This is a genomic window from Streptomyces sp. NPDC046887, assembly GCF_040644755.1.
Lineage (GTDB): Bacteria > Actinomycetota > Actinomycetes > Streptomycetales > Streptomycetaceae > Streptomyces > Streptomyces lichenis.
Map to the genome: position 1 here is coordinate 23,754 of NZ_JBEYXH010000044.1, position 11,861 is coordinate 35,614.

General features: G+C 75.1%; 12 protein-coding genes. 11 read left to right on the forward strand and 1 reads right to left on the reverse strand.

What is annotated here, in order from left to right; translation table 11 throughout:
• Nucleotides 1-23: 23 nt before the first annotated feature.
• The 9 genes from ABZ945_RS29090 to ABZ945_RS29130 all read left to right on the forward strand — a co-directional run bounded on the left by ABZ945_RS29090 (nt 24) and on the right by ABZ945_RS29130 (nt 9,393).
• A complete protein-coding gene (locus tag ABZ945_RS29090; RefSeq protein ID WP_361275460.1) occupies nt 24-785 on the forward strand; it encodes an AraC family transcriptional regulator in 762 nt (253 codons plus the stop codon).
• A 171-nt stretch (nt 786-956) separates the two neighbouring features.
• A complete protein-coding gene (locus ABZ945_RS29095; RefSeq protein WP_361275463.1) occupies nt 957-1,586 on the forward strand; it encodes an isochorismatase family protein in 630 nt (209 codons plus the stop codon).
• A 147-nt stretch (nt 1,587-1,733) separates the two neighbouring features.
• The gene (gene argC / locus ABZ945_RS29100) at nt 1,734-2,762 is read left to right on the forward strand and encodes an N-acetyl-gamma-glutamyl-phosphate reductase (protein ID WP_361275465.1); all 1,029 of its coding nucleotides are present in this window, start codon (nt 1,734-1,736) and stop codon (nt 2,760-2,762) included.
• Nucleotides 2,759-3,919, forward strand: a complete 1,161-nt coding sequence (gene argJ, locus ABZ945_RS29105) for a bifunctional glutamate N-acetyltransferase/amino-acid acetyltransferase ArgJ (protein WP_361275468.1) — start codon at nt 2,759-2,761, stop codon at nt 3,917-3,919. Before argC ends, argJ begins: the two co-directional genes overlap by 4 nt.
• A 20-nt stretch (nt 3,920-3,939) precedes the next feature.
• Complete coding sequence (gene argB / locus ABZ945_RS29110) at nt 3,940-4,866, forward strand: acetylglutamate kinase (RefSeq protein ID WP_361275470.1); 927 nt, start codon at nt 3,940-3,942, stop codon at nt 4,864-4,866.
• A complete protein-coding gene (locus tag ABZ945_RS29115; protein ID WP_361275473.1) occupies nt 4,863-6,041 on the forward strand; it encodes an acetylornithine transaminase in 1,179 nt (392 codons plus the stop codon). The genes argB and ABZ945_RS29115 overlap by 4 nt, the downstream gene beginning before the upstream one ends.
• A gap of 213 nt (nt 6,042-6,254) precedes the next feature.
• Nucleotides 6,255-7,661: a lysine N(6)-hydroxylase/L-ornithine N(5)-oxygenase family protein gene (locus ABZ945_RS29120; protein ID WP_361275475.1), complete on the forward strand. Its 1,407-nt coding sequence runs from the start codon at nt 6,255-6,257 to the stop codon at nt 7,659-7,661.
• A gap of 56 nt (nt 7,662-7,717) precedes the next feature.
• Nucleotides 7,718-9,187, forward strand: a complete 1,470-nt coding sequence (locus ABZ945_RS29125; protein ID WP_361275477.1) for a condensation domain-containing protein — start codon at nt 7,718-7,720, stop codon at nt 9,185-9,187.
• Entirely contained in the window at nt 9,184-9,393 is a 210-nt protein-coding gene (locus tag ABZ945_RS29130) for an MbtH family protein (RefSeq protein ID WP_361275480.1), read from the forward strand. The genes ABZ945_RS29125 and ABZ945_RS29130 overlap by 4 nt, the downstream gene beginning before the upstream one ends.
• Before the next feature lie 126 nt (nt 9,394-9,519).
• On the opposite strand, the gene ABZ945_RS29135 is transcribed toward ABZ945_RS29130, so the two are convergent.
• Nucleotides 9,520-10,029: a GNAT family N-acetyltransferase gene (locus tag ABZ945_RS29135; protein WP_361275482.1), complete on the reverse strand. Its 510-nt coding sequence runs from the start codon at nt 10,027-10,029 to the stop codon at nt 9,520-9,522.
• A 155-nt stretch (nt 10,030-10,184) separates the two neighbouring features.
• Between ABZ945_RS29135 and ABZ945_RS29140 the strand changes: the two genes are divergently transcribed.
• On the forward strand, nt 10,185-10,469 hold the full coding sequence (locus ABZ945_RS29140) for a phosphopantetheine-binding protein (RefSeq protein ID WP_361275485.1): 285 nt from the start codon (nt 10,185-10,187) through the stop codon (nt 10,467-10,469).
• Nucleotides 10,456-11,826, forward strand: coding sequence for an enterobactin transporter EntS (gene entS / locus ABZ945_RS29145; RefSeq protein ID WP_361275488.1), 1,371 nt, complete (start codon nt 10,456-10,458; stop codon nt 11,824-11,826). Before ABZ945_RS29140 ends, entS begins: the two co-directional genes overlap by 14 nt.
• Nucleotides 11,827-11,861: the final 35 nt, after the last annotated feature.

The window sequence follows — 11,861 nt, forward strand, 5'->3', positions numbered from 1 at the left end:
CGTTTCAAGGGGGTTGGACTGGCATGGTGCGGCATGCGGTGCAGGCCGGGCATATCGGACGATACGAGGAGCGGTTCGGCGACGGCCATGTGACGGCCGTCGGGCACGGGTTGCGGGTGTACGACTTCCACCGGTTCCTGTGGACCCCGGTGGGCCGGATCACCGTGAGCGCCCAGGGCCGGGACCACGAGCTGTCCCCGGCGGTGGCGCTGTGGGTGCCCGCCGGCGTACCGCACAGCGCGCGCTACGACCCCGACTCCCTGGTGGTCACCGAGGACTTCGCGGCCGACCGCGACCTGCCGTACGCCCGGGCCACCCGGGTCAACGTCGGCGAGGCCCAGCGGCGGCTGCTGCTCGGCCGGACCCGCACCGCGCGCCCGGAGCCGGACGACCCGCGGGTGTTCGCCGCGCTGACCGCCGGCCACCGGGACTCGCTGCCGCTGCCGCAGCCGGTGAGCGGCGCGGCCCGGGCGGTCGCCGGCGAGCTGCTGCGCCACCCGCAGGACCAGCGCACCGCCACCGAGTGGGCGGCCGGCCTGTACGTCAGCTCCACCAGCCTACGCCGGGCGTTCCGTTCGGAGACCGGGCTCGCCTTCTCCGAGTGGCGCACCCGGGTGCGGCTCAACCGCTCGCTGGACCTGCTGGCGCAGGGCCTGCTGGTCGGCACGGTGGCCGCCCGGGTGGGCTTTGTCTCCACCAACGGCTACATCCTGGCCTTCCGGCGCCACTTCGGCTCCACGCCGGGGGCGTACGCCCGCCGCCGGGTGAGCGCCCCGGCCGCTTAGGACCTGGCCCTTCCGCCGGCCGGGCGAAGTTAGGCTAACCTAAGTTCCGTTGCGCCAGCCGTGTGCCGCCATCCGGTGCGCCCGTCCGGCGCCGCGTACCCCGTAGGCCGCCGACCGGCGCTCCGCGGGTCGCGCCGCCTCCCGTCCACCGCGCCACCAGCGAGGAGTCGTATGGGTCCGTCGACCGCCGCGCCGCACCCCCTGTCCGGGGAGGACGGCATACCGCCGCCCGAAGCGGTACGGCTGCCCGAACCGGGCCGCGCCGCGCTGGTCGTCCTCGGTCTCGACCAGGACCCCGGAGCGGTGCTGCCGGAGCCGGTCGCGGCCGAACTGTCCGCCGCGGTAGGGCCGCTGAGGGAGCGGGCCGCCGCGCGGGGGCTGCTGGTGGTGCACGGCGTACGGCACGGGCCCGAGGCACCGGAGGCCGGATCCGCTACGGCGTTGGCGCTGACGCTGCGGGTGGGCGAGCACCTGGTGGACCACCTCCACCCCAACGCCTTCCTCGGCAGCCGGCTGGGCCGGGTGCTGCGGGCCGCCAGACGCGACCAGGTGGTGCTGTGCGGGCTGCCGGCCGAGCACACCGTGCTGCTGACCGCGGCCGACGCGGTGATGCACGGGCTGACCGTCTTCATCGCCTCCGACGCGGTCGCCGACCTCACCCCGGAACGCCAGGCCGGCGCCCTGAAATGGGCGGCCCGGCACGGGGTCGGGGTGCTGCCCGGCGCCCAGCTGCTGCCCGCAGCCACGAAAGCCCCGGCCACGGACGCCCCGGCCCCCACCCAAGGCGACCCCGCGGTCTGACACCGCCGCACACCCCACCCCCGCCCCCCATCGACCACCGGCTCCCCCGCCCGGCGGAGCCGCCCCACCCACCCGCACAGCTCCCCCCGCCCCGGTCCATCGCGCGGCCGGGGGCGGACCCGTGCCCGAAAGAGGAGGAACGCCTCCATGACCCTCACCGCGGCCGTGGCGGGCGCCAGCGGCTACGCCGGGGGTGAGCTGCTGCGGCTGCTCACCGCGCACCCCGGCGTGACCGTCGGCGCCCTGACCGCGCACAGCAGCGCGGGCCGCCCGCTCGGCGAGTCCCAGCCCCAGCTGCCCGCGCTCGCCGACCGGGTGACCGTGCCGACCAGCGCCGAGGCGCTCGCCGGGCACGATGTGGTCTTCCTGGCGCTGCCGCACGGCCAGTCCGCCGCGCTCGCCCGCGAACTCGGCCCGGACACCCTGGTGGTGGACCTCGGCGCCGACTTCCGGCTGAGCGACGCCGAGGCCTGGCGGCGGTTCTACGGCACCGAGCACGCCGGCACCTGGCCCTACGGCCTGCCCGAACTGCCCGGCGCCCGCGAGGCGCTGCGCACCACCCGGCGGATCGCCGTCCCCGGCTGCTACCCGACCGCGGTCACCCTGGCCCTGTTCCCCGCCTTCGCGGCCGGACTGGTGGAGCCGGAGGCCGTGGTGGTGGCGGCGAGCGGAACCTCCGGCGCGGGCCGGGCGCTCAAGCCGCACCTGCTGGGCGCGGAGGTGATGGGCTCGATGAGCCCGTACGGGGTCGGCGGCGGCCACCGGCACACCCCGGAGCTGGTGCAGAACCTCTCCGCGGTGGCGGGTGAGGACGTCGCCGTCTCCTTCACCCCGCTGCTGGCACCGATGGCCCGCGGCATCCTCGCCACCTGCTCGGCCCGGCTGCGGCCCGGCGCGGACGAGGGCGCGGTCCGCGAGGCGTACCGGAAGGCGCTGAGCGGTGAGGAGTTCGTGCGGCTGCTGCCGGAGGGCCGCTGGCCGGCCACCGCGGCGGTGCTGGGCTCCAACAGCGCGCAGCTCCAGCTGGCGGTGGACCCCTCGGTCGGCCGGCTGACCGTGGTCTGCGCGATCGACAACCTCGTCAAGGGCACCGCCGGTGGCGCGGTGCAGTCCATGAACCTCGCCCTGGGCCTGCCGGAGGGCACCGGGCTGACCGTGAACGGAGTGGCGCCATGAGCGTGACCGCCGCCCGGGGCTTCTCCGCCAGTGGAGTGGCCGCCGGGATCAAGAGCTCGGGGAACCGGGACCTCGCCGTGGTGGTCAACCACGGCCCCTCGTACACCGCGGCCGGGGTGTTCACCTCCAACCGGGTACAGGCCGCACCGGTGCGCTGGTCGCGCGCGGTACTGGCCGACGGCCGGCTCTCCGCGGTCGTTCTCAACTCCGGCGGCGCCAACGCCTGTACGGGGCAGGCGGGCGCCGTGGACACCCGGCTGACCGCCGAGCGAGCGGCCGCCGCGCTGGGCACCGACGCCCGGGAGGTGGCGGTCTGCTCCACCGGGCTGATCGGGGTGCGGCTCCCGGTGGACGCCGTGCTGAGCGGGGTGGACGCGGCCGTGGCCGAGCTCACCGGGGAGAGCGGCGGCGGTGAGTCGGCCGCGGACGCCATCCTGACCACCGACACCGTCCGCAAGACCGCCGTGGCCCACGGGGCGGGCGGCTGGACGGTGGGCGGGATGGCCAAGGGCGCGGGGATGCTCGCCCCGGGCCTGGCCACCATGCTGGTGGTGATCACCACCGACGCCGAGCTGCCCGCCGGGACGCTGGACGCGGCGCTGCGCGAGGCGGTGCGCACCACCTTCGACCGGGTGGACTCCGACGGCTGTATGTCCACCAACGACACCGTGCTGCTGCTGGCCTCGGGCGCCTCCGGGCAGCGGCCCGGCGCGGCCGAGTTCACCGACGCGCTGCGGGCGGTCTGCCGCGACCTCTCCCGCCAGCTGGTGCAGGACGCCGAGGGGGCGTCCAAGGAGATCGACGTGGTGGTGACCGGCGCCGCCTCCGAGGAGGACGCGGTGGCGGTGGGCCGCTCGGTGGCCCGCAGCAACCTGCTGAAGTGCGCCCTGCACGGCGAGGACCCCAACTGGGGCCGGGTGCTCTCGGCGGTCGGCACCACCAGCGCCTACTTCGACCCGGACCGGCTGGACGTGGCGGTCAACGGGGTGTGGGTGTGCCGGGACGGCGCGGCCGGGGAGGCGCGCGAGAAGTGCGATCTGACCGGGCGGCGGGTCACCGTCACCGTGGACCTGAAGGCGGGTGACGCCTCGGCGGAGATCTGGACCAACGACCTCACCGCCGCGTATGTCCACGAGAACAGCGCGTACAGCTCATGAGCGAGGCGGAGGACAGACCCATGGACGACCACCAGGGCCGGGCGCCGCGGGCGCGGACCGTGCTGGAGGCGCTGCCCTGGCTGGAGCGCTACCACGGCCGCGCGGTGGTGGTGAAGTTCGGCGGCAACGCCATGGTGGACGAGGAGCTGAAGCAGGCCTTCGCCCGGGATGTGGTGGCGCTGCGCTACGCCGGGCTGCGGCCGGTGGTGGTGCACGGCGGGGGCCCGCAGATCAGCGCCCTGCTGGACCGTCTCGGCCTGGAGGTGAAGTTCACCGCCGGGCTGCGGGTGACCACCCCCGAGGTGATGAACGTGGTGCGGATGGTGCTGGCGGGTCAGGTGCAGCGGGAGATCGTCTCGCTGCTGAACACCCATGGCGCCTTCGCGGTCGGGATGACCGGCGAGGACGCCCGCACCCTGACCGCGGTGCGCCGCCCGGCCTGGGTGGACGGGCAGCCGGTGGACATCGGGCTGGTCGGCGATGTGGTGCGGGTGGACCCGGACACCGTACGGGCGCTGCTGGACCGCGGCCGCATCCCGGTGGTCTCCCCGGTGGCGCGCGGCGAGCACGGCGAGGTCTACAACGTCAACGCCGACCTGGCGGCGGCGGCGCTGGCGAGCGCCCTGGACGCGGAGAAGCTGGTGATGCTCACCGATGTGGCCGGGCTGTACGCCAACTGGCCCGAGTCGGACGAGGTGATCGGCCGGCTGACCGCGGCTGAGCTGGAGGAGCTGCTGCCGACGCTGGCCAGCGGGATGGTGCCCAAGATGGAGGGGTGTCTGCGGGCGGTCCGGGACGGGGTGCGGATGGCACACGTACTGGACGGGCGGATCCCGCACATCCTGCTGCGGGAGGTGTTCACCGACGACTCCACCGGCACCGTGGTGGTGCCCGACCCGGTGGGGAACCCGCTGGCGGACATCACCGGGGCGGGGGCGGCCCGATGACGGACGCCCCTGTCACCCCGCCGCTGGAGCGCTGGCGGCGGGTGATGATGGACACCTACGGCACTCCCCCGCTGGCGCTGGAGCGCGGCGAGGGGGCCACGGTGTGGGACACCGAGGGCCGGGCGTATCTGGACTTCACCGGCGGTATCGCGGTCAACGCCCTGGGCCACGCCCATCCGGCGGTGGTCGCGGCGGTGACCGGGCAGATCGGCCGGCTGGGCCATGTGTCCAACCTGTACGCGGCCGAGCCGCCGATCGCCCTGGCCGAACGGCTGCTGGCGCTCGACGGGCGGCCCGGCGGCCGGGTGTTCCTGGCCAACTCGGGCACCGAGGCGATGGAGGCGGCGTTCAAGCTGGCCCGGCGCACCGGGCGGACCCGGATGGTGGCGGCGACGGGCGGCTTCCACGGCCGCTCCCTGGGGGCGCTGGCGCTGACCGGGCAGCCGGCCAAGCAGGCGCCGTTCCTGCCGCTGCCCGGCGAGGTGGCCCATGTGCCCTACGGCGACGCCGAGGCGCTGGCCGCCGCGGTGGACGAGCGCACGGCCGCCGTGGTGCTGGAGCCGGTGCAGGGCGAGGGCGGGGTGGTGCCGGCGCCGCCGGGCTATCTGCGGGCGGCCCGCGAGGTGACCCGGGCGGCCGGGTCGCTGCTGGTGCTGGACGAGATCCAGACCGGGATCGGGCGGACCGGGCACTGGTACGCCCACCAGGCCGACCCCGATATCGCGCCGGATGTGGTGGCGCTGGCCAAGGGGCTGGGCGGCGGGCTGCCGATCGGCGCGGTGCTGGCCTTCGGGGCGGCGGCCGGACTGCTGACGCCCGGCCAGCACGGCTCCACCTTCGGGGGCAACCCGGTCTCCTGCGCGGCGGCGCTCGCCGTACTGGACACCATCGAGGCGGACGGGCTGCTGGTGCATGTCCGGGACACCGGGCAGCGACTCCGCGAGGGGATCGAGGAGCTCCGGCATCCGCTGGTGGAGCGGGTACGGGGCGCCGGGCTGCTGCTCGGCGTGGTGCTCACGGAGCCGGTGGCCGGGCGGGCCCAGGCGGCCGCGCAGGAGGCCGGCTTCCTGGTCAACGCGGTCGGTCCGGCCGTCCTGCGGCTGGCTCCGCCGCTGACCGTGACCGCCGGCGAGGTGGACCGCCTGGTCGCCGCGCTGCCGGCAATTCTGGGCTGAGAGCGCCCCCTTGGGCACGGCCGTCGATACGCCGGTCGTGCCCCGGTTTGCCCCTTGGCCGACTTGACACCCTTCACCCCTTAGGACATCTTAGGCAAGCCTTACCTAAGGGTTTGGGTGTCTCGCGCGGCCCGAAGCGCCCGGTGCCCCACCCCGGCTCATTGACCGGGGCACCCTTCCGGCACCGGGCTGGACTCAAGACAAAGGATGAGCATGTCTGCAGGGCACGCGAACGCCGCACGGCACGGCAGCGGACCCGACCAGGACCAGGACGTCGACCTGGTCGGCGTCGGGTTCGGGCCGGCCAACCTGGCACTGGCCATCGCGGTCGACGAGCACAACGCCCAGTGCGGCCCCGGGCGCGCGATACGCACCGCCTTCGTGGAGCGGCAGCAGCAGTTCGGCTGGCACCGGGGCATGCTGCTGCCGGGCACCACCATGCAGGTGTCGTTCCTCAAGGACCTGGCCACCATGCGGGACCCGAGCAGCCGCTTCACCTTCCTGCGCTATCTGCACGACCGGGGCCGGCTGGCGGACTTCATCAACCAGAAGTCGTTCTTCCCGACCCGGCTGGAGTTCCACGACTACCTCCTCTGGTGCGCCGCCGAGTTCACCGACCGGGTGCGCTACGGGCGCGAGGCCGCCGAGGTCAGACCGGTGGAGCGGGACGGCGCCGTCGAGGCCTTCGACGTACTCACCGAATCCGTCGCTTCCGGTCAGGAGACCGAGGCGCTGCGCGCCCGCAACCTGGTCATCAGCACCGGGCTCGTTCCGCGGATGCCGGCCGGCACCGCGATCGGCCCGCATGTCTGGCACACCCGCGACCTGCGGCTCAACGCCGAGGCTGTCACCGACCGGCCGCACCGCCGCTTCGTGGTGGTGGGCGCCGGGCAGTCGGCCGCCGAGGCCGCCGAGTATCTGCACCGGGAGTTCCCCGACGCCGAGGTGTGCGCGGTCTTCACCCGCTACGGCTACAGCCCGGCCGACGACAGCCCGTTCGCCAACCGGATCTTCGACCCGGCGGCGGTGGACGACTTCTACCGCGCCCCGGACGAGGTCAAGCAGGCCCTGCTGACCTACCACGCCAACACCAACTACTCGGTGGTGGACGGCGAGCTGATCGAGCAGCTGTACCGCACGGCCTACCAGGAGAAGGTGGCCGGCACCGAGCGACTGCGGGTCATGGGCACCACCGCGCTGACCGCCGTGGAGCAACTGCCCGACGGGGCGCGGGCGGTGCTGCGCTCGCTGACCACCGGCGAGGCCTTCACGCTGGAGTGCGACGCGGTGGTGATGGCCACCGGCTACACCCCGACCGACCCGCTCGACCTGCTCGGCCCGCTGGCCGGCGAGTGCCTGACCGACGAGCAGGGGCGGCTGCGCATCGGCCGCGACCACCGGGTGGCCACCACCGACCGGGTGCGCGCCGGGATCTACGTCCAGGGCGCGGCGGCCGGCCATTCGCACGGCATCACCTCCTCGCTGCTGTCCACGCTGGCCGTGCGCTCCGGTGAGATCTGCGACTCGCTGCTGCTGGGCCGGGCCGAACGGGATGTGCTCACCGGGCGCGGCGCCGCCGATGCCTCCCCGGCCGGCGGGGTTCCGGTGGCGGCCGGCTGACCGCCGCCGCACCGACGCCCCCGCCATCACGAGACGTGACCCCACCGGAAGTCCCCATGCCCGCCCGCCCCTTGACCGCGCCCGCCACGGCGGCGAATGGCGCGCTGGAGCTCACCGCGGCCCAGGCCGATGTGCTCTCCGCCCAGCGCGCCGCTCCCGACGATCCCACCTACAACGTCGGCCAGTACGTCGACCTCACCGGACCGCTCGACACCGAGCTGCTCCGCCGGGCCGTCGCCCGCACCCTCGCCGAGGCCCCCGGACTGCGTCTGCGGGTGTGGGAGGAGGGCGGTCGCGCCTGGCAGCAGCGGCTGCCCTTCGACCCCGAGGACTGGCGGCTGCCCCGGCTGGACACCACCGGCGCCGCCGACCCGGTGGCCGCCGCGGTGGAGCTGGTACGCGACCAGCTGGCCTGCCCGCCCCGGCTCCAGCCGCCCTCCGGCGAGGGCCCGCCGCCCGCGCTGACCGGCACCGTGCTGGTCAGGGTCGGGCCCGAACGGCACCTGCTCTTCTCGTACTTCCACCACCTCGCGGTGGACGGCTACGGGGTGGCGCTGCTGACCCGCCGGATCGCGGACCTGTACTCCGCCGCGGTACGCGGGGCCGAACCGGCGCCGTCGCCGTTCGCGCCGCTGGAGGTGCTGGTGGCGGCCGAGCGGGAGTACGCCGGCTCGGCCCGCGAGGCCGCCGACCGCGCCCACTGGACGGCCCGGTACGCCGACCGCCCGGCGCCCGTCCGCTTCCCGGCCGCCGCCGGGACCGGCGGCGCCTCCACCGGCGCGGCGCGGCACACCGTACTGCTGGACCCGGAGGACTCCGCGCTGCTGGCGAAGGCGGTCCGGCCGGCCCGCGCCACCTGGGCGGAGGCCGTGACGGCGGCGCTGGCGGCCCGGCTGCACCGGGACACCGGGGCCACCGAGGCGGTCTTCCGGATGTACGTGCTGGGGCGGACCGCGCCCGGCGCCCTGCGGGTGCCCGGGATGGCGGTCAATGTGCTGCCGGTGCGGATCGCGGTGGACGGGGCGGCGACCTTCCGGGAGCTGCTGGAGCGCACGGTCGCCGAGTTCGCCGCCGTACGCGAACACCAGCGGTTCCGCGGCGAGGTGCTGGCCCGGGAGATCTGGCCCGGCGCCGGGGGCCGGGCGCCCTCGGTGGCGCTGCTCAATCTGCGCCCCTTCCCCGCCGAGGTGGACTTCGCCGGACTGACCGGACGGGTGGTCACCCTGGCCTCCGGACCGGTGGACGATATCTCGCTGTCCGTGGTCCGGCACCCCGACGGACGGCTGCGGCTGGACCTGGACGCCGACACCGCCCGCTACGGCACCGGCGGACCCGCCGCGCTGGCCGGGCGGTACACCGCCCTGCTACTGGCCCTGGCGGCCGCCCCGGACGCACCGCTGGCCAACCTGCCGGAACCGGCCGTACCCGCTTCCCTGGTGGACGCGCCGGAACCGGCCGTACCGACGGCTTCCCTTCCCCACCCCCAGGCCGTACCGGCCGCACCCACGCAAGGAGAGACCCGATGACCGCGACCAACCCCTTCGAGGACGACGACGCCCGCTACCTGGTGCTGGTCAACGACGAGAACCAGCACTCGCTGTGGCCGGCCTTCGCCGAGGTGCCGGCGGGCTGGACCACGGTGCACGGCGAGGACTCCCGCCAGGGCTGCGCCGCGTACGTGGAGGAGAACTGGACCGACATGCGGCCCGCCAGCCTCGCCGCGAAGTCCTGACCCCCGGTGAGACGTCTTCCGGGCCGGGGCATCCTCGTCGTCAGCCGCCCCGGCCCGGAAGACCCGCCCCGCCGAACCGCCGCCACCCGGCCCGCCCCTCGGGGCGGGCCGCAGTGCGGTGCGGGGCTAGTGGCCCAGAGGGCGGCTGAGCACCACCGAGCCGCGCTCGGGGTCGAGCGCCGCCCGCCAGGCGGCGGGCGCCCCGTGGTCGCCACCGGGGGCGAAGCCGTAGCGCAGGAACAGCTCACCGCCGCCGGTGGTGGCGGTGAACAGCGCGCGGACGCCCTCGGCCTCGGCCCGGGCGAGCACCGCCCGCAGCAGGGCGGAGCCGGTGCCCCGGCCCTGACTGACGGGCGACACGCAGAAGTTGTAGAGCACGGCGAGGGTCCCGGGACCGGGCTCGGCGGGGTGGTGGCGCAGTGCCACACAGCCCTCCAGTCCCCCGTCGGGCGCCTCGGCGACCAGGAACTCCCCGGCCCTCTCGGCGTAGAGGGCGGCCGGGCGCTCGCGGAGCGCTCCGGTGCGCGCGAACGTCCGGGACAGCCGGTACAGCGCTTCGGCGTCCCGCCGGGTGGCGGTCCGTACCACCGGGCCCCGCTGGCGGGGCCCGGCCGGTCTGGGTATCGCCGTGGTCAAGGGCTTCTCGCTCTCGTGAAGTTGGTGGCCGGGTGCGGCGGCGGAACGCGGCCGCCCGGCTTGACGAGGACAACCATAGATAGTTAGGTAAGGCTCACCTTATCGGTATGCTTGCCCCTTGACGCAGGCACACCACTGACGCGGAGGAACCGGAGATGGCCGACACGGCCGGAGCACAGCGGACGTTCAGCATCGAGCGCCTGGCGCGGGACGTGGCCGAGGTGCTGTACGTCGACGCCGACGAGGTCGAGACGGAGGAGAGCCTGCTCGACCAGGGGCTGGACTCGATCCGGCTGATGACGCTGGTGGAGAACTGGCGGGCGGACGGCGCCGAGATCGGCTTCGCCGACCTGGCCGAGCGCCCCACCCTGCGCGAGTGGGCCGAGCTGCTCGACCCGGCGGCGACCAGCGCGGCGGGAGCGGACCGTGCGGGCGCGTGACCTGCTGATCGACATCACCCCGCTGCGGGACAGCCGGGACTTCCGGGCCATCTTCATCGCCCGGGTGGTGTCGCTCTTCGGCCTCGGCATGGCCACGGTCGCGCTGGCCGGCCAGGTGTACGAGACCTGGTCGACCTTCCATGTGGCCACGGTCAGCATCGTCATGAGCGTCACCGTGCTGCTGGGTTCGCTCTGGGGCGGCTGGATGGCCGACCGGATGGACAAGCGGACGCTGATCGTCTGCGCCCGGGGCGCCGCCGCGCTGGCCTTCGCGGGCCTGGCGGTCAACGCCTTCCTGCCGGACCCCTCGCTCTGGGCGGTCTACCTCTGCGTCGCCTGGGACGGGCTGGCCACCGGGGTCAGCGTCACCGCGCTGATGGCGGTCGCCCCCACCCTGGTCCGCCCCGACCAGCTGCCGGCGGCCGGTGCGCTGATCTCCCTCACCGGTGAGATCGGCTCCATCACCGCCCCGCTGCTCGGCGGTGTGCTGCTCGGACTCACCGGCCCCGGCGCGGTGTTCGCCTTCGCCGCGTTCACCACCGCCGTCACCTCCCTGCTGATCACCCGGGTCCGTCCGCTCCCGCCGGTGAAGGACGAGGACGACGACACCGAGGACAGCGGCTCGGTCCTGGTGGCCTTCCGCTACGCGGCCCGCAACCGGGTCGTCGGCGGACTGCTGCTCCTCGGCGGGGTGATGGCCGTCTTCAGCCTGCCGGTGGTGCTCTTCCCCGAGATGGTGGACAAGCAGCTCGGGGCCGACGCGGGGAACTTCGAGTTCATGCTCGGGGTGCTCTACACCGCCCCGGCGGTCGGCGCGGTGGCCGTCTCGGCCACCAGCGGCTGGCTCAACCGGGCCGCCCGCCCCGGCCGGCTGCTGCTGGCCGCCGCGTTCGTCGGCGGGTCCAGCGCCATCGGCTTCGGGTTCAGCGGCCATCTGGCGCTCGCCTTCGTGATGCTGGCGATCGGCGGCGCGGCCGGCACGGTGTACGAGATCCTGGAGTACGCGCTGGTCCAGCACAACACCCCGGACCGGCTGCGCGGCCGGATGGTCAGTGTGATCACCGCCCAGGGAACCAGCGGCGGCATGGTCGGCGACGCCGAGGCGGCCGCGGTCGCCCGCTGGACCAGCCCCGGCGGCGCCGCCGTCATCAACGGCGCGATCTGCGCCGGCGCCGCCCTGCTGATCGCCCTGCTCGTCCCCGGGCTGCGCAAGGCCACCCTGCCGTACGACGACGAAGACGGCGATGGCGACGAGTCGGCCGGCGGCCCGCCGAGCGACACCGAGCCCGCCCTCGCCGACCCCGGCTCCGTGCCCGGCACCCCGGGGGCCACCGCCGCCCCGGCCGCCACCGGCTGACCCCGCCCCCGCCCGCCTTCCTCGAAACCCGCCTC